General features: G+C 42.7%; 26 protein-coding genes. 10 read left to right on the top strand and 16 right to left on the bottom strand.

What is annotated here, in order from left to right; translation table 11 throughout:
• Positions 1–170 precede the first annotated feature (170 nt).
• Positions 171–707 (bottom strand): HD domain-containing protein, encoded by a 537-nt coding sequence (locus tag HBHAL_RS08630; RefSeq protein WP_041601295.1) that lies wholly within the window; start codon positions 705–707, stop codon positions 171–173.
• A gap of 127 nt (positions 708–834) precedes the next feature.
• Between HBHAL_RS08630 and HBHAL_RS08625 the strand changes: the two genes are divergently transcribed.
• The 3 genes from HBHAL_RS08625 (at position 835) to HBHAL_RS08615 (ending at position 2,785) form a co-directional block, all read left to right on the top strand.
• A complete protein-coding gene (locus tag HBHAL_RS08625) occupies positions 835–1,584 on the top strand; it encodes an SDR family NAD(P)-dependent oxidoreductase (RefSeq protein WP_014642991.1) in 750 nt (249 codons plus the stop codon).
• Positions 1,585–1,663: 79 nt separating this feature from the next.
• Positions 1,664–1,996, top strand: a complete 333-nt coding sequence (locus HBHAL_RS08620) for a hypothetical protein (RefSeq protein ID WP_145956030.1) — start codon at positions 1,664–1,666, stop codon at positions 1,994–1,996.
• Between the two features lie 225 nt (positions 1,997–2,221).
• Entirely contained in the window at positions 2,222–2,785 is a 564-nt protein-coding gene (locus tag HBHAL_RS08615) for an FAD-dependent oxidoreductase (RefSeq protein WP_014642989.1), read from the top strand.
• A gap of 313 nt (positions 2,786–3,098) precedes the next feature.
• On the opposite strand, the gene corA is transcribed toward HBHAL_RS08615, so the two are convergent.
• Complete coding sequence (gene corA / locus HBHAL_RS08610) at positions 3,099–4,049, bottom strand: magnesium/cobalt transporter CorA (protein ID WP_014642988.1); 951 nt, start codon at positions 4,047–4,049, stop codon at positions 3,099–3,101.
• 125 nt (positions 4,050–4,174) lie between these two features.
• Here corA and HBHAL_RS08605 point away from each other — a divergent pair, with 125 nt between their 5' ends.
• Complete coding sequence (locus HBHAL_RS08605; RefSeq protein ID WP_014642987.1) at positions 4,175–4,756, top strand: GNAT family N-acetyltransferase; 582 nt, start codon at positions 4,175–4,177, stop codon at positions 4,754–4,756.
• Entirely contained in the window at positions 4,749–5,300 is a 552-nt protein-coding gene (locus HBHAL_RS08600; protein ID WP_041601294.1) for a hypothetical protein, read from the top strand. The genes HBHAL_RS08605 and HBHAL_RS08600 overlap by 8 nt, the downstream gene beginning before the upstream one ends.
• A 718-nt stretch (positions 5,301–6,018) precedes the next feature.
• Here the strand turns inward: HBHAL_RS08600 and HBHAL_RS08595 are convergent.
• A complete protein-coding gene (locus HBHAL_RS08595; protein WP_041601293.1) occupies positions 6,019–6,942 on the bottom strand; it encodes a manganese-dependent inorganic pyrophosphatase in 924 nt (307 codons plus the stop codon).
• 140 nt (positions 6,943–7,082) lie between these two features.
• On the bottom strand, positions 7,083–7,490 hold the full coding sequence (locus tag HBHAL_RS08590; protein ID WP_014642984.1) for a hypothetical protein: 408 nt from the start codon (positions 7,488–7,490) through the stop codon (positions 7,083–7,085).
• A 252-nt stretch (positions 7,491–7,742) separates the two neighbouring features.
• Here HBHAL_RS08590 and HBHAL_RS08585 point away from each other — a divergent pair, with 252 nt between their 5' ends.
• Complete coding sequence (locus HBHAL_RS08585) at positions 7,743–9,053, top strand: glutamine synthetase family protein (protein WP_014642983.1); 1,311 nt, start codon at positions 7,743–7,745, stop codon at positions 9,051–9,053.
• A 34-nt stretch (positions 9,054–9,087) separates the two neighbouring features.
• On the opposite strand, the gene rsgA is transcribed toward HBHAL_RS08585, so the two are convergent.
• The 7 genes from rsgA to HBHAL_RS08555 all read right to left on the bottom strand — a co-directional run bounded on the left by rsgA (position 9,088) and on the right by HBHAL_RS08555 (position 15,898).
• Positions 9,088–10,131, bottom strand: a complete 1,044-nt coding sequence (rsgA, locus tag HBHAL_RS08580) for a ribosome small subunit-dependent GTPase A (RefSeq protein WP_014642982.1) — start codon at positions 10,129–10,131, stop codon at positions 9,088–9,090.
• A gap of 203 nt (positions 10,132–10,334) precedes the next feature.
• Complete coding sequence (locus HBHAL_RS21470; RefSeq protein WP_014642981.1) at positions 10,335–10,505, bottom strand: hypothetical protein; 171 nt, start codon at positions 10,503–10,505, stop codon at positions 10,335–10,337.
• A 46-nt stretch (positions 10,506–10,551) separates the two neighbouring features.
• Positions 10,552–11,475 (bottom strand): VanW family protein, encoded by a 924-nt coding sequence (locus HBHAL_RS08575; RefSeq protein WP_014642980.1) that lies wholly within the window; start codon positions 11,473–11,475, stop codon positions 10,552–10,554.
• A gap of 301 nt (positions 11,476–11,776) precedes the next feature.
• Positions 11,777–12,823, bottom strand: coding sequence for a Gfo/Idh/MocA family protein (locus tag HBHAL_RS08570; RefSeq protein ID WP_014642979.1), 1,047 nt, complete (start codon positions 12,821–12,823; stop codon positions 11,777–11,779).
• 26 nt (positions 12,824–12,849) lie between these two features.
• Positions 12,850–13,830 carry a Gfo/Idh/MocA family protein gene (locus tag HBHAL_RS08565; protein WP_014642978.1) on the bottom strand — a complete coding sequence of 327 codons (981 nt, stop codon included), beginning with the start codon at positions 13,828–13,830 and terminating at the stop codon, positions 12,850–12,852.
• A 321-nt stretch (positions 13,831–14,151) separates the two neighbouring features.
• Positions 14,152–14,931: an ABC transporter permease gene (locus tag HBHAL_RS08560; protein ID WP_014642977.1), complete on the bottom strand. Its 780-nt coding sequence runs from the start codon at positions 14,929–14,931 to the stop codon at positions 14,152–14,154.
• Positions 14,921–15,898 carry an ATP-binding cassette domain-containing protein gene (locus HBHAL_RS08555; RefSeq protein WP_014642976.1) on the bottom strand — a complete coding sequence of 326 codons (978 nt, stop codon included), beginning with the start codon at positions 15,896–15,898 and terminating at the stop codon, positions 14,921–14,923. The genes HBHAL_RS08560 and HBHAL_RS08555 overlap by 11 nt, the downstream gene beginning before the upstream one ends.
• Positions 15,899–16,191: 293 nt before the next feature.
• Here HBHAL_RS08555 and HBHAL_RS08550 point away from each other — a divergent pair, with 293 nt between their 5' ends.
• The 3 genes from HBHAL_RS08550 to HBHAL_RS08540 all read left to right on the top strand — a co-directional run bounded on the left by HBHAL_RS08550 (position 16,192) and on the right by HBHAL_RS08540 (position 18,439).
• Positions 16,192–16,446 carry a hypothetical protein gene (locus tag HBHAL_RS08550; protein ID WP_014642975.1) on the top strand — a complete coding sequence of 85 codons (255 nt, stop codon included), beginning with the start codon at positions 16,192–16,194 and terminating at the stop codon, positions 16,444–16,446.
• Positions 16,447–16,935: 489 nt separating this feature from the next.
• Positions 16,936–17,673 carry an oxygen-insensitive NADPH nitroreductase gene (nfsA, locus tag HBHAL_RS08545; RefSeq protein WP_014642973.1) on the top strand — a complete coding sequence of 246 codons (738 nt, stop codon included), beginning with the start codon at positions 16,936–16,938 and terminating at the stop codon, positions 17,671–17,673.
• A gap of 31 nt (positions 17,674–17,704) precedes the next feature.
• Positions 17,705–18,439, top strand: coding sequence for an NAD-dependent protein deacylase (locus tag HBHAL_RS08540; protein ID WP_014642972.1), 735 nt, complete (start codon positions 17,705–17,707; stop codon positions 18,437–18,439).
• Between the two features lie 836 nt (positions 18,440–19,275).
• Here the strand turns inward: HBHAL_RS08540 and HBHAL_RS08535 are convergent.
• From HBHAL_RS08535 to HBHAL_RS08525, 4 genes are all read right to left on the bottom strand, one after another.
• Positions 19,276–20,493, bottom strand: a complete 1,218-nt coding sequence (locus HBHAL_RS08535; RefSeq protein WP_014642971.1) for a cation:proton antiporter — start codon at positions 20,491–20,493, stop codon at positions 19,276–19,278.
• A 402-nt stretch (positions 20,494–20,895) separates the two neighbouring features.
• On the bottom strand, positions 20,896–22,338 hold the full coding sequence (locus tag HBHAL_RS08530) for an NADP-dependent glyceraldehyde-3-phosphate dehydrogenase (RefSeq protein ID WP_014642970.1): 1,443 nt from the start codon (positions 22,336–22,338) through the stop codon (positions 20,896–20,898).
• Between the two features lie 490 nt (positions 22,339–22,828).
• Positions 22,829–22,996 (bottom strand): YfhE family protein, encoded by a 168-nt coding sequence (locus HBHAL_RS20825; RefSeq protein ID WP_014642969.1) that lies wholly within the window; start codon positions 22,994–22,996, stop codon positions 22,829–22,831.
• Between the two features lie 101 nt (positions 22,997–23,097).
• Positions 23,098–23,382, bottom strand: coding sequence for a putative quinol monooxygenase (locus tag HBHAL_RS08525; RefSeq protein ID WP_014642968.1), 285 nt, complete (start codon positions 23,380–23,382; stop codon positions 23,098–23,100).
• Positions 23,383–23,554: 172 nt separating this feature from the next.
• On the opposite strand from HBHAL_RS08525, the gene HBHAL_RS08520 reads away from it, so the two are divergent.
• Positions 23,555–24,223 (top strand): type 1 glutamine amidotransferase domain-containing protein, encoded by a 669-nt coding sequence (locus tag HBHAL_RS08520; protein WP_014642967.1) that lies wholly within the window; start codon positions 23,555–23,557, stop codon positions 24,221–24,223.
• 110 nt (positions 24,224–24,333) lie between these two features.
• On the opposite strand, the gene HBHAL_RS08515 is transcribed toward HBHAL_RS08520, so the two are convergent.
• A complete protein-coding gene (locus HBHAL_RS08515; protein ID WP_014642966.1) occupies positions 24,334–26,715 on the bottom strand; it encodes a penicillin acylase family protein in 2,382 nt (793 codons plus the stop codon).
• Positions 26,716–26,752: the final 37 nt, after the last annotated feature.

Below are 26,752 nucleotides of genomic sequence, written 5' to 3'. Positions count from 1 at the left end.
TTTACTCAGTAATTCCTATGTGCGCAGGCCGGTGTTCGATTGTCTGGTTTACAGTCATTGTAATGTTCATCATTTGTCTCGACCTCGCTTTCAGAAAATTTTGCTTTCAATGGAATTATATAGAAGGCTGATTTAAAAGTAAAGCCTAATTAGGAAAAACGTTATACTTTTTATCCAGAAAGTTCTCCCCGCTTTTCTAAAACAGCTTCAACTTTTAGATCCAGATGGTGTAATAATTGAATCGCTTCACTCTTGTCCATTTGCTTATAGTGATGCAACCCGGATGGCTGCTCATCTTTTTCATCGGCTACTCTTACCACTTCTTGAAGTTCTGTCCGCTGGGCTTCAAGGGAAAAGGGAAGATAACTGTCTGTGTGGAGAAGTACAGCAAGCGATACCTCTTTTGCCACCAGTCGGTCTTCTCCGAGGCGAATCAATAATTTATGAGCGCGTTCCGCTCCCTTAATGGCATGAATATCATGTTTTCGATATTCTTCGTAGTCCCACTTACCGTCCCGGTACCACTCATAATGCCCCATATCGTGAAGTAACGCTGATTTTGTCGCAAGGTCCGGATCTACATTGGATTCAATCGCCATATCATAGGCATAACCTGCTACGGTGACCGCGTGATGGATGCCTGATCGCTGTAAGTATTTCTGTGTGATACGGTGCTTAAATACATCGACTAATGTTACGCGTTTGATACGATCACCTCCAATTTTTTAAGATAATACCACGTTCCACCTTGCTCTACAAGCCTTTTCCAATCCATATGACGACACAGGTTTATGAATAAAGACATTAAGGTAAAGTGAGGCAGGAGGGATTACTATGAATTTTCATGATGAAATTGTTTTAATTACGGGTGCAAGTAATGGGATCGGCCGAGGTCTGGCTTTATCCTATGCTGAACAAGGCGCCACCGTGATTGCCTGTGATAAGGATGAAGAACATGGCAGGCAGCTGGTAGGAGAAATTAGAGAGAACGGCGGGAACGGTTTCTTTTTTTACTGTGATGTACGTGACCCGAAAAATATAAATGAATTGTTTGATGAGATAAAACAACACGTCGGCACGATCTCCATTTTAATTAACAATGCCGGGGTCAGTTCATTCCAGCCGCTTTTTGAACTGGATATTGAGCAATGGGATGATGTGATTCAGACCAACTTGCGTAGTATTTTCCTATTTTCCAAGCAAGCTGGAAAGCTGTGGAAGAACGAAGGTGTACAGGGAAGAATCGTTAATATGGCTTCAACGCGAGCTTTTATGTCTGAGCCGGACTCAGAAGCCTATGCGGCTAGTAAAGGTGGCATTATAGCACTCACCCACGCATTAGCATCCTCTCTATCTCATTATAACATTCGTGTAAATTCCATTAGTCCGGGCTGGATTCAGACAGAGAACTACGAACAGCTCCGCGAGGTCGATCATGAGCAGCACCTGTCTAATCGAGTTGGAAAAGTCGAAGATGTAGCCAAAGCCTGTTTCTACTTAACTGATCGTTCCAATGATTTTGTAACAGGAGAAAATTTGACTGTGGACGGCGGTATGACAAGGAAGATGATTTACAAACATTAACAAAAATACGGGGAGTCAGGTTTAGGACCCTTGACCCCCGGGTAGTGTAAAGCAAGCAGAAAACATGGAGGTGACAAGGATGGAAGAATTATCATCATATCAATTGCACCTGCACCAACCCTTACAAACCAACCAGGTTATGAAACTCTACAAATTAGTTTCTAAAAGTAATCAGAACGTTTATGTACATCAAAACCATTTGATCGCTGACAGTGGACACTTGCCTAAGCTTATGTCTTTTTTTCTATTAATGGATATCAATGAACCTCTTGTTATGATTATTGACGGTGAAGAAGTGGAACAAACTTTTCAGGAGATTGAGAGCTCCTGGAAGGATAACATCGCCGAGGCTAACTGCCGAAGAAGGTACACAGATTCTATCATAAACAGTAACTCATCTATATTCGTATAACCTCTATAGAGATACATATTTACAGCACATAGAATACGGACCCTAAACGGCTCAAAAGAACTCACTTCTAAAGGAAATGAGTTCTTTTTTATGTCTTCTGGTAAACCATATTTTACTCCCTCCTCTTCCCAAAAACCCCTTCCTATTTCACATACCTGATTTCTTCCCTGCGTAAAATCCGATATAATGATAGTGTACCTACTTTTCCTAAGGAGTGAGTTTTCTATGTATGATGTAGCTATTATCGGGGCAGGACCAGCCGGAGCCAGTGCTGCTTTATTTGCAGCAAAATCAGGTGTGAAGACAGTCATGTTCGACAGCGGCAAGAGCATAACAGCGAAAGCATGGGTGGAAAATCACTATGGAGTAAAAGAAATAGAAGGTCCTTCTCTACTTCAGACAGGTCAAGAACAAGCGATTAAATTCGGTACAGACCTTGTAAAAGATGAGGTTCAAAAAATTAACGAAAATGGAGCTATGTACACAATCGAAACGTCAGAAGGCACTTATGATGCCGAACACATCATTTTCGCTACGGGAATGTCCGTAAAGCTAGCTGAGGCCTTTGGTTTGGAAACCCGAGATGGACGTGAACCAAGGGTAGCTAAAATTATTCAAGTGGATAAAAACGGCCATACGTCTTACCCTAAAGTGTGGGCCGCTGGAACAGTTGCCGGATTAAGTGTTCATACTATTATTACCGCAGGCGATGGTGCAAGGGTAGCGGTAAATGTAATTAGTGCTCTCAAAGGAACACGCTACGTTGATCACGACGTCTTAAAATCATGACTCGGTAAGCGGGATGTAATCCCCAGCACTAGGACAGCCACTTTTAGAATTTCCACGAAAAACATTATTTTTTATTCACTTCTAAAAAGTATTACTCGAAAAAAAAGCTATCCCATTGTAAACATGGGATAGCTTTTTTACGTTATTTAGTCCGGCGCTCCTGCACGTCAAGAGAGACTTCCAATTCATTAAACACGATAAATTCATCTCCTTTGATTGATGATATTTAAAGTGTAGTCGAATTCCGTCTTTTCTATAACGGTCCGCCGGGTGATTTTCTTTCAGCCTTCAGTCGTAAACCACCTCAGACTCCTTAATCGAACCAGCCTTTACGCTTGAACCACGTGAACATCCCTATGGAAACGCCAATCATAATGATCCAGACAACCAAATAGCCATATTGAGTATTAAGCTCAGGCATGTGCTGAAAATTCATTCCATAGACCCCAACAATAAACGTCAGCGGCATAAAGATAACGGATATAACCGTCAGAATCTGCATTGTTCGATTGGTTTGATGAGAGTTTAAAGACAAATAACTGTCCCTGATATCCTGCGTCATCTCACGGTTCGATGCAATAATATCCGCTACTTTTATTAAGTGGTCGTGGATATCGGCGAAATACTCCCTACGGTCACGCACACCTTCTAAGTGATGAGTGTTCAATACCCGGTACAATAAATCACGCATCGGGTGCACCGTCTGCCTCAATGTAAGCAATTCACTTCTGCGGTCAAACAGTTCATCCAGCAGTCTTTCCATGGAAAGGTTCTTCGTATTGGATTCAATTTCGTTAATATGATCTTCAATTTCATAAACGATCGGAAAATAGTTATCCACTACTTTATCAAGGATCTGGTAAAGTATGAAATATTCATCTACTTTGCTCATATCCTTACTGCGTTTGAGCAGGCGCTCAGCTATGTCCAGCGAAGGAGCAGGCTCCTTATGGAACGTAACGATGGCACACTCTCCCAGGAAAATATCGATTTCTTCCCTTTCAAGTTCTTCTCGATTTACGGAATGAAGCACAAAAAATGTATGGTCATCATAGTAATCTAACTTAGGCCTCTGCAGCTCGTGAAGACAGTCTTCAATAGCTAAAGGGTGAAAGTGGAAATAACTATCCAGCAGCTTGACTTCTTCATCAGTAGGGGATTCAAAATCTACCCAGTACCAGTTCCAGTCGAGTGTAGATAATTGCTCAAGCGTTAAATTCTTTTGAAGTCCATCCTTATTCGAATAGGCCGTTACATAAATCATATACTCACCTCTTACTTATGTAGCTTCTTCTCCTCATACCCTGACAGGAAAAAGAAAAAACACTCAACCTGATTCTTCCAATGTGATAGGATAAGACTGAAGAACTCTTAAGGAGCTTGTATACTATGAATAAATCGAAATTTAACACCCATTTAACGGGAAAGAAAGTAACCCTGCGGTCCATTCAGGATGAAGACATCCCTCTGCTCTGGGAGAAAATTTATGCACATGAGCAAGAGTGGAAGAAATGGGACGCCCCCTACTACCCTCTTGAACCGCATACGCTGGAAAGCTACCGCAGCCACGAGAACGCTCGTAAAGAACGCTTAGGTTCTGAGGAGCCGGATTCACGCCTGCTGATTGAGGTGGATGGTCAAATAATCGGAACCGTGACGTATTATTGGGAGCACAAACCATCTTTATGGCTGGAGGTAGGCATTGGTATTTATGACCCTGCCTACTGGAATGGAGGTTATGGTACAGAAGCATTAACGTTATGGATTGACCATCTTTTTCAATCACTTCCTATTGTACGTGCAGGATTAACTACCTGGTCAAAAAATGAACGAATGATGAAAGTGGGAGAGAAATTAGGTTTGACATTAGAAGGTCGGATGAGGAAATGCCGCATTTACGAAGGTAAGTTTTACGACTCCATCCGAATGGGAGTGCTTCGAGAAGAATGGAATGAGATGCATCGTGACTAAATTAAAGTTCTATAAAGTTACGTCGATCGCGCTGCTATTTCTATCCATCATCTTAGCGTATATGTGGTACGATTCCTCAAAGGCTCAGCCTGTCGATTCATTTGCCGTTCAAGCTTCCTCTTCAGCGGTCAAAGAACTGCCGCGTAATCTTGAAGATGTGAAACAGACTTTTAATATGTATCATACGCGAGAATCAGGGGAACAGAGAATTTTCCAGCTCGGCTCTCTGTTATCGGATCAACTGATGGATTTACATGACCAAACCCGGCTATTCAATACTGCCCAGAGAACCAGCCTGCTAAGCGGTCAATGGTTCGGGGAATACAATGAAGCCCTTCGAAACTTAGACTTCATCATTACGGAGTATTCAGTCGGCCAAACGGAGGAAAAGAACCTAAATGAAAAACAGGTGGATAAAGAACTAAGTAAGCTTATAAGTGAAATAACCAAGATCACTTCTGCTGATGATTTTTCAGTTGCAGACGAAGAATCATTCCATTCAATAACCCAAGAAATTCAGAAGTTTAACCAAAACTTCCAATAATCCATCCGCCCCTTCCCCTCCTCTGGCTCTCTAAATCACCGTGTTGATTATTAAAGAAAAGCTCCCGTTTGTTTAAGACTCAGTTTCGAGACATTGGAGGAGTGGAAGGTCCTCCGGGGGACGATTTCGCTTTCCGCGGGCATGTGCTGAGCTTCCTCGGGCTTAACAGCCCTGCGGGATCTCACCGATCATGTTCATCCCACAGGAGTCTCCATCGTCCCCCTCCGGACCTTGCGATATGGAGCTCGAAACCACTTAAGACATCGTCTGCTTAATGATAAAAAGCAAGTGATTATGAGGCTATTTTCATGCTATAGCGATGTCAAATAGCCTCTCATATAAACATTTAGGTCCCGTTAAGAATGAAGAGCATTCTCTTATAACAGGGTCCGTTATTCACCCATGGCTGGGTTGGTGGGGAAATGGCGAGACTCCCATGGGAGAAGGGACTAGGTGAGATCCCGCAGGGAGTGAAACGAGCGAGGAAGCTCACCGTTCCCCCATAGGAAAGCGAGTTATTTCCCCACCAACCCTTATCCATCTTACGTAACGGACCCAATTTATCTCGAAACTGAGTCTTCAACTATACGGCCCTATAGCTTAATAAGTGTTTAACTATGAATGATCTAAAAGTTTATCAGATAAAACAAAAAAAGACCGCCGAGTTAGTCTCGGCGGTCCTTGAACGATCCTTTTACTTAAGGATCGTTTTTTAATTTTATGCGAAATATTGGTTCAACGGCGGTACGATTTGTTTCTTACGGGAAACTACACCTTCAAGTACAGCCTGGTTGCCGTCTAATGTGACATTAAACGCCTGAGCTACCGCTTCTTTATTCCCAACCGCTACAACTGTGGAGTTGTTCGTAAGGATATCCGTTACGACCAATAAGAACAAGTCGGATCCTTTATCTGCTACAGCTTTTTCCATAGCCTGTTCAAGTTCTGCTTTGCGAGCAAGAACATCATCGGTATCCACGGTATTCACCTGAGCGATTTCAACATTTTTATCACCCATTGAGAATTCTTTTGCATCAAGGGAAATAACTTCTTCAGCAGACAGTCCGCTGATATCAGCACCTGCTTTTAACATTTCCAGTCCGTACTCTTCTGCATTCACGCCAGCAATACCTGCTAGTTCTTCAGCAGCCTGACGGTCCTCATCCGTGCACGTTGGAGATTTAAACAATAGAGAGTCAGAAATAATGGCAGAAAGCATTAGTCCGGCCATCGGTTTAGAGATCTCTTTGTTATTTTCTTTATAAAGTTTGTTTAAAATCGTAGCCGTACAACCCACGGGTTCAGCACGATAGTAAAGAGGTCCCTCCGTTTCGAAGTTAGCAATACGGTGGTGATCAATAACCTCAAGAACTTTAACTTCTGCCAAATCTTCTACACTCTGCTGGCGCTCGTTATGATCAACCAGTATAACTTGTTCCACTTCGTCGGATACTTTCTCAACCAGCCTCGGTGCTTTTACATCAAAATAGTCGAGAGCGTATTGAGTCTCCCCGCCGATCTCTCCTAAACGTACCGGCTCTGTATCAAAGCCGAGTGAATTTTTTAAAGCGGCATAAGCAATTGCTGAGCTAATGGTATCCGTGTCAGGATTTTTATGACCAAAAATTAATGTTTTATTCATTGTCATCTTCCTTTCTCCATGTGCGTAGTTATGTACGTCTTTTACAGTGACGATTATAAGACAAAAATAGCCTCTCGTCCATCTTATCGCTGCAATAAACGATTAATCAACCACCATACGGATAGAAAATGGCATGAGACCTAACGTTCATTCATTTTATGAATGCTTTTAACAAAAGCATAACCTGCCATAACTTGGATAACGGTTCCGGCTGAAGGATTTGTTAAGATAATGGTAGGTGTTAAGGATGGAAAGGGTAGAAAATAGGGTACAAATAATATATAAAGGGAAGGAACTACCAATAAAGCAATCAAAAATCTATTCACTTTAAATCTCCCTCTATTATTCCACTCTCTTATCAGTGAGCCTGCCCCCATTAAAAAGCCTACAGGAATGTACGCAGTCTGACTAAATAACAGATACAAATAAAAGCTGTCTGCTTCATTAGCTTTCATTTGTAAATATTGGAATAACAGAGAAGCGATCCATAGATAAATAAATACCATTATTGCCTGTCCAAGAATTACCCAGTACGTACGCTTCACCATTTATCACCTCTACTAGTAAGCATACGATGAGGAGATTCAAATATTTCTAAAATTTTTTTAAATCCGTAAATCCTGTGGCATGACTGAACTGAGAAGGTTTAAAGAGGAAGGATGCGGGGTAAAAGTAAAAAAGATGTTTGAGAACTAATAACACTTTGTGTTAGAATTCCTTACATACACCAACTAAGTGAGGTTCTACTCCAATTCCCTTGGAGCGAAACTCCTCATAATAAATTAAAGAGAGGGTAATGTATGACTTACACGAAAGAAACGATTAAGCAGGAAGTACAAGCACACAAAGTAGAATTCATCGTACTAGAATTTACAGATATGCTTGGGGAAACTAAAAACGTAGAACTCCCTATCGATGAACTAGATATGGTATTAAACGAAGAAGCTATGTTTGACAGTTCTTCCATTTCAGGTTTCTCTGACATCCAAGAAAGTGATATGTACCTTGTTCCAGACTTAGATACGTTCTTGGTTCTGCCTTCCCTGGTAGACGAAGATCAAAGTGCTCGCTTTATTTGCGACATCTATAAGCCGGACGGTACACCTTTCGAAGGTGACCCTCGTTATATTTTGAAACGCGCTATGCAAAAAGCGGAAGATATGGGCTATACCGTTAACGTAGGTCCTGAACCAGAATTCTTCCTATTTAAACTTAATGAAGACGGATATCCAGTTAGAAAGTTCAACGACCGCGCTGGTTATTTCGACTCTTCCCCTAAAGATAAAGGAGATAAAGTACGTCGTGACATCGTACGTACTCTGAAAAAATATGGCTTTGAAATGGAAGCTTCTCACCACGAAGTTGCCATGGGTCAGCACGAAATCAACTTCCGTTTTGACAACATGCTGAAAACGGCAGACAATATCCAAACGTTCAAAAACGTTGTAAAAGATATTGCAACAAACCATGACTATCACGCAACATTCATGCCTAAGCCGATCACTGGTGAGAATGGTTCCGGTATGCACTGCCACCTTTCCCTATTCCAGGATGGCGATAGTGCGTTCTTTGATGAGGATGCTGAGGATGGCGTTTCTAAGACAATGAAACAATTCATTGCCGGAATTCTGCATCATGCAAGCGGAATTGCTGCCATCACCAATCCTAACGTTAACTCGTACAAGCGTCTAGTTCCTGGGTATGAGGCTCCGGTCAGTGTAGCATGGTCTCACTCCAACCGAAGCTGTATGATGCGCGTACCGACTACACGTGGAAAAGGAACACGTTTTGAAGTGCGTAACCCGGACCCTACAGCAAACCCTTACTTGACGCTGGCTGTTCTTATTCAAGCTGGACTTGAAGGTATCCGTAATGAACTGGATGCAGGAGAAGCAGAAAGCCGTAACTTGTATGAAGTTGATGACGACAGTGTACCAACACTTCCTACAAACTTAAAAGAGGCAATTGAAGCTCTTAAGAAGGATGAAGTTCTTCTGGAGGCTCTAGGTGAGCACACAGCGCAGGCTTATATTGATGATAAAGAAGAAGAATGGACCGACTATTCTCTTCAAGTAAGCCAGTGGGAAGTCGACAAATATATGAACAAATAAAAAGTAATACCCCCATCTTAGATGGGGGTATTTTTTATGAGGGGTAAATCTTTCCTTTATTAGGACCATGAAGCATCCGATTCGTTCGATGAGTCCCGTATTGATCTTTCAGCTCCAAACGGTGCAATTCTCTTTTCAGTTTATTAAAGCTGTTCAGCCGTTCAGCTTCAAGCTCTCCCTCTGCAATAGCCTGCTGAACTGCGCATCCTGGTTCTTGCTCATGCTGGCAATCCCTGAATTTACATTGCTGGCTCAAGTTTTCGATATCGGAAAAGGTACCCGCTGTTGTTTCCTGATCACCCCAAAGCTGTAACTCTCGCATCCCGGGAGTATCAATAATAAAGGCCCCTTCCGGCAGCTCAAACAATTCCCTGTGCGTGGTTGTATGACGCCCGCGTTCATCGCTTTCACGAACATTTTTTGTTGCCTGGACTTCTTTATGAAGCAGTCGATTAATTAAGGTTGATTTACCTACTCCGGAAGAACCTATTAAGGATATAGTCTCTCCTTCGTTAACTTCTGTAAGTAGCGAAACCATTCCTTCTCCCGTCAAGCTGTCCACTGCATAAACTGGAACCCCGGGAGCAACACGCTCCACCTGCCACAGCTTTTCAGAGACCGTATCGCAAAGATCACGTTTTGTGCAAACAACTACTGGTCGTGCACCGCTCTCATATACCTGCTGCACGTATCGCTCAAGTCTTCTGACGTTAAACTCTTTTGTCAGAGCCGTAACGATAAATACAGCATCTATATTAGCAGCGATAATCTGCTCTTCGTTCCCCGTGCCTGCTTTTTTTCTGGAAAGAAGGGTTCTTCTCTGCAGGATGCGTTGAATTAAAGCCTTAGAATTATTGTCGTAAGGTTGAAAGATGACCCAGTCTCCTACGGCTGGATAGTCTCTATTCTCCGTTATTTCATTATGAAAACGGCCGGATAATGTACCCGTATAGGTCTTAGATTCTGTTGCAATGCTGTAGATCCCATGAGTGGATCGAACCACACGTCCAGCTTGTTCCTGTTCGTTCATCTGTTTGCTAAAATGCTCATGAAAATCTTTTCTTTCGTTCCGTTTCATTTAATTCCTCCTGAACGCGGAGGACGTCAGAAGTTGATGGGTCCTCCACTGTATAATGTGATGGATACATAATTTAATTTCTTCATTGTGTTTGCCATAAAACATCAACTCCTAACGTGTAATTACTTTATAGTATAGCAGAAAAAGCAATTGTAGCTGGTAACTTTTTTGTAAACGTAGAATCACCTTCTAAGTGCCGTACTTTAGCCTTCAACTGTCCCATGAAGCATGGAGTAGTATTCCACTTTATCATTTGATGTCGAAAAGCCATGTTTCCCATTATCATAGGCGATCAATATATACCCTAGCTCACTCTCAAGCTCCATGATGCTTCTTTTTTGTTGTTCGGTTAGTTCTGCTATCTCCCAATCCATATTTTCACTTCCTTATCCGTAATTTTATCTTTATAAGGAATAACTTTTATTCCTCTTTCTGTCGCTTTATTTCGGTTTCCTCCGGCAGTTTCTTTGAAGCGCCCGGTATCTCCCTCGATTCGAAATTGATTACATCTGAGGAATAAACCGAAACACTCATCTGCCCTCCATATACATTGGCACGAAGCAGTAATGGCTGATTATATATGTTTTTAAATGTGAAGTCCGGGCCGTACCAGCTGACCGTTGCATCCCGGCCTTCAGGTACATAAGGCACTCGTTTACTGTGGGAATAACGCTGTTCAATCTGTACACCAGCATTGTCTACGGCGTTAAAAATCGTTGAAGAAACCTGACAGATTCCCCCGCCAATTCCTTCCGACACTTCACCTCTCACAATAACCGGGGCAGGCATGTATCCCTTTTCCTTCGTTCGTTTTCCAACCACTTCATTAAAAGAGAATGTTTCCCCCGGAAAGACTACCGTGCTGTCGATACTTTCAGCAGCCAACCGAATATTGTGGGTCCGTTCTTTGTTATTGGAATTGAAATACGTATCATAATGACCAATTTTTTGAGAACGAAGACTGGCAAGGACCTCACTGTCTACTTTCGGGTGAACGGTGTTTATTGGAACTTCAATTTCATGCTCACTCTGACTGTACAAGGAATGAAACAGGTTTTTAGAAAAGTCTTGTTTATCGAGTTTATAACCTGTTTTTTCAGCTACAATTTCCCCAGACTTTCCTATTTTAGCGTTCACCGGCTCTTCTTGAACGAGCTCCCCCACCCGTTCCATAATTTCATGCACTTTAGTATGGTCTGTAAAAGGCTGAAGAATAGGATCCATGAGAATGTCTGCAGGATGTATCGTAAGTATTTCTTCCCCTTGATGCGTGATGGCCAGTTCCTCCTTTTGACTAAACGGGGAAATAAGCAATAAGAAAATAAACATGTTCGCTAATTTCATAAACGAAACCTCCCACTTCTAGTTTGAGTAGAGGATAGGATTTCATGTAGAAATTATTTGCTAAGATTTAATGTTCAAATGCTCATTTATTTATATACTTGTTAATAGAAGCAAGCTCTTCATTCTTACAGAACCAAAAAAGGAATTATACTCTTTTGAGTACAATTCCTTTCCAATAACTGCTTTTAGTTATAGTTAAAGCTCTGCTAAAACTCCTCATTGATCTTACAGATAAGCTCCCTTGTGGATTAATAAACCTCTTGAAAATCAATCACAAGTTTGAACATAGCCTTCATTGCATTCAATTTATATTCACAGCTTCTCCTGTTTTGGCTGACTCGTAAAGAGCCTGGATAATTTGCTGGATCCGCACTCCTTCTGATGGACTACTTAATGGTTGTTTGTTATGAAGAATACATTCTATAAAATCATGAATAAGGTATTCGTTTGCATCTCGTTTTTCTACATAAGCAGGGGTTGTATCCACCAGGGTGTCATATTTTTCCTGGAATATTTTTAATGGAAAAAGATCCGCTCCGCCCTCGTCACCTATAACGGATACTTTTTTGCTGCTCAGCTCTTCTACGTTTGCAGCAAAAGTAGATTCAAACATAAGAGAGGAACCGTTTTCAAACGTAATCATTCCCCTTGCCATATCTTCTACCGAAAAGTTTTCATAATCCCATTCACCCATTAAACCTACTCCCGGACGCTGACCAATCTTTTGATAAGTAGCCCCTAAAACCGTTTTAGGCTCTGGATATCCCATTAAATATAAGGCCGTATCCAGCATATGAACACCATTATCGATAAGTGTTCCTCCGCCCTGAAGTTCTTTATTTGTGAATACGCCCCAGCCCGGGATTCCTCTTCTCCGGTTATAATGCGTCTGGGCTGCATAAATTTCGCCTAATTCATGACCATCAATGTATTTCTTTAACGTCTCCACCTCAGGTTGAAAACGGAAATGAAAACCATAGGTTAAAAATTTCCCAACCTTTTCTGCTTCTAACGTCATCTTCTCGACTTCCTCCACCGTCATTGCCGGCGGTTTCTCACAAAGCACGTGGCATCCGGCTTGGAGAGCTGCAATAGCTTGAGAGGCGTGGAATTTGTTTGGGGTACAAATGCTGACAGCATCCAGTTCCTGTTCTTCAAGCATCTGTTGCTCATCTTCATAGGCATGGGGGATCGAAAACTCTTCTGCACATTCTACAGCTTTATCTTTATTATGGTTAGCCACAGCTATAACCTCAACGTCCTGACCATAGCTTTGATAACTCGGAATATGAGCACTTCTGGCAATTCCGCCCGCTCCAATAATTCCAATTCGAATGGGTTGTGGCATTTAAATCCTCCTATTAGTACGCTTATTTATTTCTGATAGTAATTTTTCACCAGTTCATCCATCACACGATTGGTACGCAAAGCGGTCTCACCCGTACTTGGGGAGCTCCCTTTACCTGTCAGTTCATCTACAATCTCCTGAATGAGATGCTGTTGAATATGTTTGGGCCGTTCAATAATAAACTGTTTAGTATCTGATTCTTTAATTAGTGTAACCGGTTTTTCATCAAAGGAAGAAAAAGTAATCTCCCCTTTGGAGCCTACGATTCGATTAAGATCCTCATTTTTGTAAGAAGAAAAATTCCAGACACCATTTCCGATTACGCCGCTCTCAAAAAGGAAGGTTCCGCTTACAATATCCTCTGCCGGATAAGCTTTCGCCTGGTTGGACGCGATCCCTTTTGCCTCTTTAATAGGACCGAGTAAATAATCAACCAAATCCAGTGTATGAGAGGCTACATCATAAAACAGGCCCCCACCGCTTACTTCAGGCAAAACCCTCCAGGGCAGGTTATCATTCTCATCTTTCTCCACTAGTTTTTGGGTCTGCTGTATGGAAATAAAAAGAATATCCCCGATTTCATTATTGTCGAGTAGTTCTTTTACTTTTAAAAAACGAGGGAGTGAACGTCTATAAAAGGCTACATACAACGGTACTTGCTGTTGATTACAAGCTTCTACCATTTCCTTGCATTCCTCTACATTTAAAGCCATTGGTTTTTCCACATAGACAGGCTTGCCTGCTTCAGCTGCTTTCAGGGTGTACTCTTTATGAGAGGCAGGAGGCGTCGCAATATAAACAGCATCCACATCAGGATCGTTTATTAAATCGTCGGCTTGATCATACCATTTTGGTACCCCATGACGTTCAGCGTAGTCTTTCGCTAAATCTCCGTTTCGCCTCATCACCGCTTCCAATGAACTGTTTTCTGCTAAATCAAACGCAGGTCCGCTTTTTACTTCAGTAACATCACCGCAACCGATAATTCCCCATCTTACTTTTTCCATTGTTAGTCTCCTCTTTTTGAGAATATAGTATATCTTTTTCACCCAAATTCTCTTTATAAAACAATTTTTTAGGATATTCAAGAAAATCTCTAAATAATCAATATAAAAAGGTTTATACATCATAGACCTTTACTCCAATAAAATAAACTGGAAGTTCTTCTTAAACCCAGCAAATATGTAAAAAATGCGTTCTATCCCTATAAGGGGCCAGAAGGAACAAGAAAAGAGCAAGCCTCTCCAAAGGACTTTGCTCTTTCTTGTCAAACTTCCATATAAATATCGACTTAGAATAGCACGGAAGACTTGTGGACTATCATTAATTCAACCACGTGATACAGCCTTCTTAGCTGAAACAGCGGCAAAGGTAATCGTAATGGTGCAGGCGATCACGATGGCAATGACGCCCTGCATCAGATCCCAAAAGATCCACCCATCAATTAAGACCGTCCGCATACTTTCAAAGATATAGGTTGTCGGGTTTATAGTGGCGGCCACTTTCAGCCACTGGGCTTCAATTAACTCGTAAGGGACAAAGGTGGTGCTTAAAAAGATAAGCGGGAAAAAGATAAATGTCCCTGCCTGTGCGGCCTGTGCATTCTTCGTACGAAGCGCAACTCCTGCGGAATAACCGGCGAATGCAAGCCCCCATCCAATTGCGATTAACAATACAAACAGAATACCTCCAAAGCCTGTTTCGACTTCCAATCCCAGCAGGAATGCAATTCCGATAATCAATAAAGTCTGGATAAATAATTGAAGCATTCCCGCAATAATAGGGCCGAGGACAATAGCCAGTCTCGAAGCAGGGGTAAGCAAAAGTCTAGAGAAAAATCCGTTCTCAATGTCTTTCACGATTCCCTGTCCGGCTCCCCCGGCTCCTCCAATTGCAGCGGACACAATAGACACGGGAAGGATAAAGGCGAGATAGTTAGCTCCCTCAAACATGGGAAGCTGGGAAATGCCGCTTAGCCCTCCTTCATATACTAATAGAAAGAAAGCGGAAATCATTAAGTTTGGAATAAAAGAAAATGGATTTCTAAGCGTCGTCTTCACACTTCGGATCGTGATCAGCCATGTATCTTTCCATACGCTATTCCCCATGATCTTCTCCCTCCTTTTCAGCCTGCTTACTTGTAATCTTTAAGAATATGTCATCCAGGGTAGGTGAAGATAAATTAACGGTGGCTACTTCAATATTCTCTTGATCCAGCAGCCTCACGAGTTCCAATAATTGTTTCGTGCCATCTTCTACATAAACGGTCAGCTTACGGTTTTGCAGGATCACGTCACTTGGACCCATATGCTCCTTCAGAATTCTTTCTGCTTTTTCTTCCTCTTCTCTGCTTGAGAAAGTCAAAGCGATTAGATCATTGCCTATTTGAGCCTTTAGCTCTCGCGGAGTTCCAGTGGCTACAATTTCACCATCATTAATAATACTGATTCGATGGGCAAGGGAATCCGCTTCCTCTAAATATTGTGTCGTAAGAAAAATCGTAGTTCCATTCTCTTCATTTAAACGGCGCAGCTCTTTCCAAATGGCCATTCGATTGGAAGGATCCAGACCTGTGGTCGGCTCATCTAAAAATAAAATCTTAGGCTCGTTCACGAGCGTAAGAGCTAAATCGAGCCTCCTTCTCATTCCTCCCGAGTAGTTGCCGATTCTTCGTTCCGCTGAATCTGTAAGCTGTACAATGTTCAGCAGTTCTTCCGCTCTAGTTTTAGCCTCAACTTTTGAAAAACCAAAGATGTTAGCTTGAAGTTCGATCAGTTCCCGACCGGTAAGATCCGGGTCCACTCCTGTTTCCTGTAGAGCAACTCCAATATATCTCCTGACCTTCTCCGGCTCTCGAATCACATCGTGCCCGGCTACAGTTGCCTTGCCGCCTGTTGCATTGATTAAGGTGGTCAAAATTTGCACCGTTGTGGATTTGCCGGCCCCGTTAGGCCCCAGAAATGCAAAGAATTCTCCATCCTCCACAGTAAACGACACATCTTTTACCGCCTGCACATTTCCCTTCTTAAAGGTCTTAGATAAATGTTCAACTTCAATCTTCCCATTCACGGCCATCACTCCCACTGAAATTTTCGGCACTAGTGTCAAAAAAATGCTTATCTTTAAGATAACGAAAATCCACAACAATTTCACCCCCTTAGCATTCCCTGTGACACATTGAATAATTTTTACATAGAATTAATAATCCTTCCGTTTAACCGCCATGTAAACTGGGAATTATTGAGTTCGTGTAAAAAACAAGGAATCCATCAATACTAGACATGATTCCCTGTTGCTACAGGGTTTTGAGGGTGATACGATAAATAAAATCACAAATTATCTAAAAATAAATTCAAGGAGGTGAGCTGATGAATTTGGAAATGCTACAAACTTATACGTGGATGGCTCCGAGCTTAACCATCATTTTACTGGTGACTTTAATAGGTTCATTTTATAGCTTCAAACAGCAAAAATTCAGTTTGATGATCGCGACCGGTATGGTTCAGACCGTCCTGAGTCCACTCTTACCTGCAATGGCAGGGGCAGTCGTGCTGGGACTCGGAATTTTACAATTTTATATGGGCATAGTGAACTCGCAGAGTTCTAAGAACAGCCAAAGTTGAAAGATGAGTATCCTATAGATACATCATCTTTTTTTATTTTTTGAAAGGTCTTTCGCGCTGGAATACTCGAACCTTCACCATTCCTTTCAGCTCCTTTGATCGGGCTATGTTCAACTAAAATCACGGCGTAACCGATTGGGATTGTACTCTTTTCACCTGCAATTATCTAAATTTTGGTATCAGTTCCGTCGGTGCACTCGGTTGCGCGGTCTGAGCACTCGGTTGCAACGTCACAGCCCTCAATTAACTCCACTTCAGTCGTCTCATCCCGCCCGAGGAAGGAAATTCTCCACCCCTTTCACCAAGCTATTTCTCATAATCGCGTCTGTAACAATAATGCACTTTAGTTTAACGACCTCTTGTGAAAAACCTATTAAACAACTGTTACGTGAGGCCATCATTAAATCCAATCATTATTCAAACCTGAAAGAATCTGTTACCTTATATTTATGCAAACCCAACTTACAACTACCTTCAGGAGGCATAAATATGAACCAGACTATTGAAACGATATTAAACCATCGTTCGATTCGGAAATTTAAAGACATTCCATTAACAGACGAGCAATTAGATACGATGCTTTCAGCTGCCCAGCAGGCCTCAACTTCAAGCTATATGATGGCTTACAGTATCATCGGAGTAACGGATCCGGAGAAAAAAGAGAAGCTTGCTGAAATCACGGGGCAGGAATACGTTAAAAATAATGGTCACCTTTTCATCTACTGCGCGGATCTGCACAGGCCGACCATGATGGCATCCAAGGAAGAATATGAGCAGATGCTAGCCAATCTTGAAAACAGCGAGCATTTTCTAGTATCCTCTGTAGACGCTGCATTAGCTGCTCAAAATGCAGCCATCGCTGCAGAATCGATGGATCTTGGCATCTGCTATATTGGCAGTATTCGCAATAATTTAAGCCAGGTGGATGAACTGCTTTCCTTGCCGAAGCATGTCATTCCCCTTTTCGGCATGGTGACAGGCGTACCGGATCACCAGCCAGAGCGTAAACCACGCCTGCCGCAAAAAGGTATATATTTTGAAAATGAGTATAAAGAATCCACCCAGGCTGTCGAATCATTTGATGCGCGGATTAAGGAATATTATCAATCCAGATCCAGCAATAACCGCATTGATTCCTGGACGGATCAGATGCTACGTCGCTTTACTACACCAATGAGAATGGACGTCACTGATCTTGTACAGAAGAAAGGCTTCAATAAACGATAATAGTTATATAGGAAAATGGAGCGTGATCAACATGTTGAAAGACGTGGCTTCCAAGCTTAAAAAAGCAAATTCTATCGTAGTCCTGACGGGAGCCGGGGTGTCCACAGCAAGCGGCATCCCTGACTTCCGTTCCAGTGAAGGACTGTGGTCGGAGGATGAAAGCCGAGAGTATTATATGTCCAGTGATTATTTCTATCACGATCCAGTAGATTTCTGGAACAAATACAAAACCATTTTTCAAATGAAACTGCTAAAGGATTATACACCAAATCCTGTTCACCAATTTATTAAAGAACTTGAATCGGATAAGGACAAGGTAACGGTCATTACTCAAAACGTCGATGGCCTGCATTTGGCAGCCGACAGCAGTCACGTCATTGAGTATCACGGCACCTTAAATCAAGCCAGCTGTCCAGAATGCGGGGAATCGTACTCCCTTGATTATGTGATGAGTACGGAAACTCCCTACTGCCAAAACTGCGGTGCCGTACTGAAACCGGATGTCTTATTGTTCGGTGATATGATTACGGCTCATGATGAAGCAGAACAGGCTATTCAAACGGCGGATTTCCTGCTTGTCATGGGAACCTCTCTTATGGTCACTCCTTTCAATCTTCTGCCCCATTACGCCAAGCAGGAAGTCGGAATGGAAGCAGCTTTGATTAATAGAGAGCCAACTGTTAAGGACCGGTTATTTGATTATGTCGTGCATGATGATTTATCTTCATCCATTGAGAAACTAAGAAGTTATCTTTCTTCTTTATAACAATAAAATGAAGGCCAGTTCCTATCTTCTCGGAGCTGGCCTTTTACATTTCATTCCTAGACCGCACGGTAGCTTACCCCACCAAGTGAATGGAAGCATTTTTTATAATAGTCTCTCTTAAACCTTCGTGTTGCTTTTAAGGTAAAGCTCCCGTTTGTTTAATACTCAGTTTCGAGATAAATGGGTCCGTTACGTTAGATGCATAAGGGTTGGTGGGGAAATAACTCGCTTTCCTATGGCCCTACACGACGTGGGGTCGATCGACGTTGCCACAGGACGTGGCGACTTTAGTCGATCCTCCTTTTGCCAGGAGCTTCCTCGCTCGTCTCACTCCCTGCGGGATCTCACCTAGTCCCTTCTCCCATGGGAGTCTCGCCATTTCCCCACCAACCCCACTAATATTTAGTGAACGACCCTGCCAGTAGAAAAAGTGGGAACCTTAAATTGGCTTAAATATTTCTACAGCGGCATTTACCATTTGTAAATATTTAGTATTTAGCGTTAACCACATAGGTTATCTTTCCTCATATGAAGGCGTATAGGATTTCGAGCTCGCCATGCTCTCAAAGGGGCGGAAGGGAACGGCGAAGACTCCTGCGGGATGAACATGATCGGTGAGATCCCGGAAGGCGAAGCCTGAGGAAGCTCACCACATGCCCGCGGAAAGCGAGTCGTTCCCTGGAGCCCCTTCTCTACACAATATCTCGAAATCAAGTCTTCAACTAAACGACCCTATTGTGTAATAAGCAATAAATGAAAGATCAACAATAAACTTTAACTGAGCCTTTTATTAAAAAAGCTCACCAGTTCTTGATGGCTGGTGAGCTTTGCTGAAGCTATGCTTTTGTGATACCTAATCGTTGAATCAATGGTTTCAGGGTGAGGCCTTGAACAATAAGTGAGAACAGTACAACAGAGAACGTAAATAACAGTACCTCTTCTCTTCCACCAAAGTCCTGTGGCAGACTTAGGGCAAGTGCAATGGACAAGCTTCCACGCAGCCCTCCCCAATTTATAAGGATTCTTTCTTTAGCATTTAGATCTTTAATCCATCCTGTACTAATATATAAGGCAATCGTTCTTCCTACAAGCACAATGAGAATTGCTGAGATAATCAGCATCCATTGTCCCGTAAAATCAATATTGCGGATTTCGATGCCCACCATTAAGAAAATCAATGAGTTGGCAAGTAGGGTGATCACGTCCCAGAAGGTGTTAATATTTGTTTTGGTCTCTTTGGACATGCCGATTTTTGCGCCATAATCTCCGAACATAAATCCAGCCACTACTACCGCAATAACACCGGATGTGTGAAAATGCTCGGCAATGAAATAACTTCCGAAAAACAACAGAGCGCTGAAGGCAATTTCAAGCGGGTAATCATCAAAGATACGAATGATTTGGGATAATATAAAGCCAAGAATCAACCCGATTAATGCACCACCTAACGCAAATTGCAGAAACAGCAGCACACCGCTTCCTAAACCAGCCCATCCCATTTCAATATAGGTGAGCAGGTAAATACTTGCAATCTTAAATAACACGACCGCTATCCCGTCATTAAACAACGATTCGCCTTCCATCACAGTGGATAACTTCTCAGGAACACCTAATGATTTAAAAATCGATAATACACTTATTGGGTCGGTCGCACTCATTAAGGCAGCAAAGGTAAAAGCCACAGCGAGAGGAAGATCAAGCAGAAAGTAAGCCCCTCCGCCAATTACCAGCCAGGAAATAAACGTGCCAATAAAAGCAAGGCCGATCACCGGCTTTTTTTGCTGATAAAGGTGATGGAACGGCAGTTTCAATGTGGCATCACCTAATAAGATAGGTAAAAATAAAGAAATGACCGTTGCCTGGAAAACATCCGATTGAGTTATGTAAAATTCGGCTTCTTCAATGATCGGAAACTCCGTTAAACCTAGAACCAGGCCCACTAGCACGAGGGCAATAGAATAAGGTTCCTTCAGTAACTTAGCGATTCCGATTACAGTGATTGAAATAGCAAGTAAAATTAATATTTGAATAAAAGCGTCATGAAATTCGTGCATAGTGGCCCTCCTGATCTATTTCTCTATAGTATTGTGTCACACTTTCCTTTATTTACTATGAACCACTTTGAACAGCGCTAAAAATTCTCAGACACAACCAACCCTGACTAGGTAGTATAGTTAATTGGCAGAAGCGACCATCTAATAGCTCTATGTAAAAACAGCGCCAAGGTCATCTGTAGGTCGCTACACTAAGCGTATGGTTTTCACAGGAAGATGGTGTTTCTATTCTCGGATCTCTAACGAATTTTGTGATTTCTTCTATAAATTTCCTCTCTCCCTGTAGTCTAAACATTTTATCTATAATATTATGATCGTCTATCATCCAATTTTTCTTAGGGAAATGGTCGACTCATTCCATAAAAAAAGTGCCGAGAATGTCCCGGCACTTTACCAATTAACTTACATATTAATAACGGTTACTTTATCACGCACAACAGATTCAAGGCTCTCACGAATACCTTGCACCCCTAAACCAGATCCTTTAACCCCTAGGAATGGGAAGTGATCCGGGCCACGTTCTGTTTTAGCATTGAGCTGAACGGTCCCTACTTCCAGTTTTTGAGCAATTCCAATCGCTTTATCCATATCTGTAGAGAAGACACTTGCCTGCAGACCATAGTCGGATTCGTTAGCCAGGCGAACAGCTTCTTCACTTTCAGAGATGCGGATAATTGGCAGGACAGGACCAAATGGTTCTTCCCATGCGATTTTCATATCAGAGGTTACGTGATCGAGCAGGGTAGGATATAGCAAGTTCCCCTCGCGCTTGTCCCCTGTAACGACGGTTGCCCCTTTTTCTTTAGCGTCATCGATGAGGCTTTGTACATAATCCGCGCTTTTATCATTGATCAAAGGTGTTACCGTGGCATCATCTTCCGGCATACCGACAGAAAGACCATTGACTTGATCTGTTATCTTGCTGACTAGTTCATCTGCTTTTTCGTTCTGAACCAGTACACGTTTGATCGCTGTGCAGCGCTGTCCAGAATAGCTGTAGGCACCGGCTACGATTTCTTTAGCAGCTTTGTCGAGATCAGCATCTTTAAGAACGATGGCAGGGTCTTTGCCGCCTAGCTCAAGCACTAACGGGATCATGGAAGACAGATCAGCAATGTGACGGCCAGTAGCTGTACCGCCTGTAAAGGTAATCATGTCCACTTCGGGATGCTGGACAAGGAAATCACCAATGACAGAACCTCTTCCAGTTGCTACTGTAACTAAATCACTTGGCAGACCAGCATCGATCAGTGCCTCGATTAATTTAATTCCGCTGATGGCTCCCTGAGTGGCAGGCTTAAAGATGACACTATTTCCCTGCATTAAGGCCGGAGCAATTTTAGATGCAGAAAGGTTAACGGGATAGTTGAAAGGACCAATGGCCAAAATCGTACCTCGCGGCGTTTTCTCTGCAAGACCGATTTTATTAGGGTTGCCTCCCTTAAAACCGTCCCCGCGTTTTACGCTTCCGTCTAATCGGAAGGCCTCTTCCACTGTATAGCGGATGTATTCAGCGGTACGGGAGACTTCTGAAACAGCTGAGCTGCGTTTCTTAGCCACTTCGAGCATAATGGATTCGCCAATTTCTTCCTTACGCTCTTCAAGAATTTCTGCCCATTTTTTCAGAATTTCTCCGCGTTCCTGAATCGACTTCTCCCCCCAGGTGGATTGAGCGGCTGCCGTTTTCTTGATGGACGCCTCAAGCTCTTCTTGAGAAAGCGAAGGTACCTGTCCGATCGTTTCTCCATTGTGAGGGGACGAAATCTCAACGCTTTTTCCAGATTCGCTTACATTCCATTCCCCATGAATTAATGTTTTTACGCTTTGTTCTGTTTTTGTTGCCATGATTGTACTCCTCCCAATAAGTCTCAAACGAACCCGACCTTCCTATGGGTAACCGTTTGAGTTGTTCTTATAATTACTCCTGGTTTTCCTTTGGAGTGAATATCGTTCTCATGTTCTTGCTTATAGCATGCAGCAGGAATTCAAGTTACCCAGCATCCATCTCTAAATATCGCAATATTCTGAAATTTCAGCATTCATATGGGAACGATTCCAAATACATAACCACTCTTTAAACATTTAAACAGTACATTTCCTTTCCTATTGTAAACTTTTTCAAGTTTATGCTTTAGAGCGATAATGTACGCGCTGTTTTTATTACTATAAAAGTTCTGACTTTTTTTATCAAGTGTTCAGACTCCTGATTTGATGGGATTTATCAAGGAAGCGTTTTCACTAAGCGGGGTGGAAAAGAGCGCAGAAAAGCCCAGGCTGCAAGGATGTATCCCTTTGCATGCCTGGGCTTTTTTAAACCAATAATTTTTTTATAATTTTATTGTTTTAATTTAGGGTTTTCTTGTTTAGCCTGCTCTACTCGAGGTTTACGGTATCCTCCAGCAATGTCTGCCTGTTTAAATTCTTTTGCATAGGCTACTTCCTGAGCATCTGAAAGTTTAAACCCACTTCCACCGATTGGTTGATACTGTGAATTACGTGCCATTTTGTACTCATCCTTTCTCTAGAAACTGGGTTACATTTAGAGGTTACCCTGCTTCAAAATGGAATAAACATACGTTTTATAATTTTGTGCGTTCGGGCAGTCTAAATCAAATTCCATTTGCTCACTTCTCTTGACTCTAAAAGATCCTCTGTATTATCCCGATAGGTTTTATAATGGACTGTCTCAATATGGTTCTGGACAGCACCGCTGTCTTTCCATACCTCGTATAGGAAAATAGTATTTGATTCGATGGATTGATGAAGGTCATATTGGAGACACCCTTCTTCTTTCCTGGAGACCTTTTTCACCTTTTCAAGTTCATCAAGCAACGCGTCTTTATGACCGTTCTTTGGTTTAAATACGGCAGTGATCGCTATTTTAGCCAAATAAATCCACTCCTTCCATGTTCACTAACTTTATCACGAGTTTTCTTCCTCTCACACGTATTTGAACTTAGATTACGTGAGCAAACTATTTCGTTTTTTTCCTTGTTGCGTGATATAACCATATGCGTAGGACAAAATAATTACCAAAATGCAGAACAGGAGGCTGACCATCATGAGCTCAAAGCAAGTATTAATGGTCGTAACCAATCACGGGAAAATTACCGATGATTACGAGACTGGACTATGGCTGGAAGAATACGCCGTTCCTTACAATGCCTTTAAAAAGCAAGGCTATGAGGTGAAAGTAACCAGTATTCAAGGCGGAGAAGTTCCTCTTGATCCAAACAGCATCCCTGAAGAAGAAGTCTCGGAATGGCAGGAAGCTCAGGAAGAACTTAAAGATACCGCTAAACTTTCTAAGGAAGACGCAGAGGGATTTGACGGAATCTTTCTCCCGGGCGGACATGGAACCATGTTCGATTTCCCTGATAACGATACCCTTCAATATGTATTGCAGCAGCATGCAGAACAGAATAACATAATCGGTTCGGTATGCCATGGCCCAAGCGGACTGGTGAATGCCACTTATGAAGATCAGACGCCAATCGTTCAGGGTAAAGCCATCGCTGCGTTTACAGATTCGGAAGAACAGGGCATGGAACTCGATCTTTTTATGCCTTTCATGCTTGAAACGAAGCTACGTGATCTAGGAGCCCATTTCTCTAAAGGGGAAGATTGGACTTCTCATGCCGTACGAGACGGTAATCTGATCACCGGTCAAAATCCGATGTCGAGCGAACGTGCCGCTGAATTGATGGTTGGAGCTCTAGAAGAAAAATAAAGCAACCACAAAGTTTAGCTCTTCTCTTGATCAAGAGAAGAGCTTTTATATATACATAGATCCTTCGCTTAGAGTGATTCCTCAGTTGAAATCCTCTTTCTTGCCTGTTACTAAGGGGTTAAAGTTAACTCCCGTCCTTCATATCCCTCTGTCGTTGTTAGATGATACTCCCCATCCACCCAGTCTTTCAGTTGATCGTGGTACCATTCACTTCTAAAATGGCCGGATTGCCCCGGTCCTATCAGATGATAGGCTTCTTTCATATTCTCAAGGTCCAGCACAAACCGCCAGGAAGCTCCGTGATTAACCAGCCCTTTACTGTTATATCCAGCCGCCCTTACAGTGATACGGCTGCCGCTGACCGGCAGAGGATCGCCAGGGTTAAAGAATCGTTCCAACATTTGAATGTTCGACAGAGGATGAGTAAATTCAACAGCATGACCCGCTCCCCACGTCCACTCCACCGGGGTTCCCCCATGTTCCTTGGTTAGTTCTGTCATGGTCTTTTGATAAGCAGCCGTAACCACCTCGGAAACGCCTCCGTTTTTATTCATCCAAATCGAAGATCCACTGTCCTGAACTTTACGCAGCAATTCATCGGTGGTCTGGCCGGCTCCATGGAATAAATCAAGCATTTCTTTCGGGATCGCTTCGTTGTATAACTCTTCCTGAATATTTGCCATCCAGGAATGAAAAATAAGCGGCTGGGCGAGCTCCTTCTGGTCCTCATAGTTCCATTCCTGCATGAGTTTGAGTGCTGCTGTTTCGGACTCGGAAAGTGCCTCCTTTTTCGTAACCTCAAGTAAATAAGGGACAAACTCCTGAGCCTGTAAATTCTTCACGTCCATTTGCATATCCATCACTTTCTCAGAAGTTAATGGTTCCTTTTCTTCAAGCATCTCGACAATACGCTGATAGCGATAAGGCTGAGCCCAGTTATGACTAATATGATAAGGGTAGTTGTCGTCCGTAATTTTATTATTGGCGGTAGCTACGTATCCTTTTTCAGGATTTACGGTTTTCGGAAGCTCCTCAAAAGGAATATATCCCTGCCACAGGTCTTCCTCTTCCCAGCCTCTCATGGGCAGTAAAGCATCGTCGCCATTATTATAGATAGGAATTTTCCCATTCGCTTTATAAGCGATTGTGCCATCCTCAGAAGCGAATACGAAATTTTGAGCCGGTGCCAGGAATTTCTCCAGCCCTTTTTCGAACTCGTTCCAATTTTCCGCTCGATTAATTTCCAGTATGGCTTCCAGTTCAGTGGTAGGGTCCAAAGCTGTCCATCTGAGAGATAAAACAACGTCGTCACCGCTTTGTTCGGCGAACTCACTAATTACGGGTCCATGTCTGGTTTCCACAACTTCATAGTCCAGGGTTTCCTGATCTTTTACCCGAATCGGCTCCTGAATCACTTCTGCCTGCTCCCATTCGTCTTCAAATAAAAATTGACTGCTATCCTCTGGGTTTCTTTTCTCTAAGTAAAGCTGCTGAACATCCGGACCAACATTGGTTACTCCCCAGGCAATGTGGTTGTTATGTCCTAAAATAATCCCTGGAATCCCTGCAAAAATAACCCCTGACACGTCATAATCCGGTGCACTTAACTGCATCTGATACCAAATGGACGGGGTGGCCAGCCCGAGATGAGGATCATCTGCAAGTATGGGGGCACCTGATTCGGTCATTTCCCCGCTCACCACCCAGTTATTACTGCCGTTAAACTCGTGTGGAATTACGATATCTTTAAAGCTGGCAGCTACATCTACTTGTTCCGTTTCCTCTAAAACCTTCGGAGCGTCATCCGGATAAGCAGGAAACAATTCCAACGCCTGTTCTTCTGAAAATTCGTTGGTCAAATAGTAATTAAAGGCCTGGCGTTCCCAGTGGCCGCCTAAATCAAAAGCCATGTACTTTCCTATTGTTAACGAATCCACCGGTTTCCATGGATCTGGAGAAAAGCCCATCAACGCAAATTCAGGAGGCAGCCGGTTCCCCTCTTCCGCTTCTTCCATATATGCATTTACCCCTTCCGCAAAGGCCTCGAGGCTTTGGATGGCTTCATCAGAATAAGCTGAGAGTGACGCTTCGGCTGCTCTTCTTAACCCAAGCGTTCGAAAATATTGATCCTGTTCGATGGTGGCTTCCCCGACCACTTCACTTAACGTTCCTGAGGCCTGCCTCCTGGCCAGTTCCATTTGAAATAAACGGTCCTGTGCCTGGACGTACCCTTGAGCTATAAATAAATCACGCGATGAATCTGCAGTAATATGAGGTACTCCCTGTTTATCACGAACCACTTCTACTGCACTGCTGAGCGATTCCAACTGAATTTCTCCACTTACTTCAGGTAAGCTGCGACTTGTGTAAACGCTTACAAAAATAACGAGACCTGCGACGATTGCCATTAAAATCATCCCCAGGATAAAGACGGTTTTTTTCCATCTTTTTTTCGGCTTTGGTTCTGTATATGTACGTTTGGCCGTCTCCATGTGATCACTCCCCCCTGCCATTATATCTCAATTGGAT

This window comes from Halobacillus halophilus DSM 2266 (assembly GCF_000284515.1).
Taxonomy (GTDB): Bacteria; Bacillota; Bacilli; order Bacillales; family Halobacillaceae; genus Halobacillus; species Halobacillus halophilus.
Note: the sequence above shows the minus strand (reverse complement) of the source record. Positions and strands in the feature narration are given on the sequence as shown.

What these genes read in the sequence shown, in the direction of transcription:
- HBHAL_RS08550 (WP_014642975.1), top strand. Translation starts at nt 16,192, where the DNA reads ATGAATTTGGAAATGCTACAAACTTATACGTGGATGGCTCCGAGCTTA.
- HBHAL_RS08560 (WP_014642977.1), bottom strand. Translation starts at nt 14,931, where the DNA reads ATGGGGAATAGCGTATGGAAAGATACATGGCTGATCACGATCCGAAGT.
- HBHAL_RS21470 (WP_014642981.1), bottom strand. Translation starts at nt 10,505, where the DNA reads ATGGATTGGGAGATAGCAGAACTAACCGAACAACAAAAAAGAAGCATC.
- HBHAL_RS08575 (WP_014642980.1), bottom strand. Translation starts at nt 11,475, where the DNA reads ATGAAATTAGCGAACATGTTTATTTTCTTATTGCTTATTTCCCCGTTT.
- HBHAL_RS20825 (WP_014642969.1), bottom strand. Translation starts at nt 22,996, where the DNA reads ATGGCACGTAATTCACAGTATCAACCAATCGGTGGAAGTGGGTTTAAA.
- HBHAL_RS08570 (WP_014642979.1), bottom strand. Translation starts at nt 12,823, where the DNA reads ATGCCACAACCCATTCGAATTGGAATTATTGGAGCGGGCGGAATTGCC.
- HBHAL_RS08585 (WP_014642983.1), top strand. Translation starts at nt 7,743, where the DNA reads ATGACTTACACGAAAGAAACGATTAAGCAGGAAGTACAAGCACACAAA.
- HBHAL_RS08595 (WP_041601293.1), bottom strand. Translation starts at nt 6,942, where the DNA reads ATGAATAAAACATTAATTTTTGGTCATAAAAATCCTGACACGGATACC.
- HBHAL_RS08530 (WP_014642970.1), bottom strand. Translation starts at nt 22,338, where the DNA reads ATGGCAACAAAAACAGAACAAAGCGTAAAAACATTAATTCATGGGGAA.
- corA (WP_014642988.1), bottom strand. Translation starts at nt 4,049, where the DNA reads ATGATTTATGTAACGGCCTATTCGAATAAGGATGGACTTCAAAAGAAT.
- HBHAL_RS08555 (WP_014642976.1), bottom strand. Translation starts at nt 15,898, where the DNA reads ATGGCCGTGAATGGGAAGATTGAAGTTGAACATTTATCTAAGACCTTT.
- HBHAL_RS08520 (WP_014642967.1), top strand. Translation starts at nt 23,555, where the DNA reads ATGAGCTCAAAGCAAGTATTAATGGTCGTAACCAATCACGGGAAAATT.
- HBHAL_RS08625 (WP_014642991.1), top strand. Translation starts at nt 835, where the DNA reads ATGAATTTTCATGATGAAATTGTTTTAATTACGGGTGCAAGTAATGGG.
- HBHAL_RS08590 (WP_014642984.1), bottom strand. Translation starts at nt 7,490, where the DNA reads ATGGTGAAGCGTACGTACTGGGTAATTCTTGGACAGGCAATAATGGTA.
- HBHAL_RS08515 (WP_014642966.1), bottom strand. Translation starts at nt 26,715, where the DNA reads ATGGAGACGGCCAAACGTACATATACAGAACCAAAGCCGAAAAAAAGA.
- HBHAL_RS08615 (WP_014642989.1), top strand. Translation starts at nt 2,222, where the DNA reads ATGTATGATGTAGCTATTATCGGGGCAGGACCAGCCGGAGCCAGTGCT.
- rsgA (WP_014642982.1), bottom strand. Translation starts at nt 10,131, where the DNA reads ATGAAACGGAACGAAAGAAAAGATTTTCATGAGCATTTTAGCAAACAG.
- HBHAL_RS08620 (WP_145956030.1), top strand. Translation starts at nt 1,664, where the DNA reads ATGGAAGAATTATCATCATATCAATTGCACCTGCACCAACCCTTACAA.
- HBHAL_RS08535 (WP_014642971.1), bottom strand. Translation starts at nt 20,493, where the DNA reads ATGCACGAATTTCATGACGCTTTTATTCAAATATTAATTTTACTTGCT.
- HBHAL_RS08540 (WP_014642972.1), top strand. Translation starts at nt 17,705, where the DNA reads ATGTTGAAAGACGTGGCTTCCAAGCTTAAAAAAGCAAATTCTATCGTA.
- HBHAL_RS08605 (WP_014642987.1), top strand. Translation starts at nt 4,175, where the DNA reads ATGAATAAATCGAAATTTAACACCCATTTAACGGGAAAGAAAGTAACC.
- nfsA (WP_014642973.1), top strand. Translation starts at nt 16,936, where the DNA reads ATGAACCAGACTATTGAAACGATATTAAACCATCGTTCGATTCGGAAA.
- HBHAL_RS08565 (WP_014642978.1), bottom strand. Translation starts at nt 13,830, where the DNA reads ATGGAAAAAGTAAGATGGGGAATTATCGGTTGCGGTGATGTTACTGAA.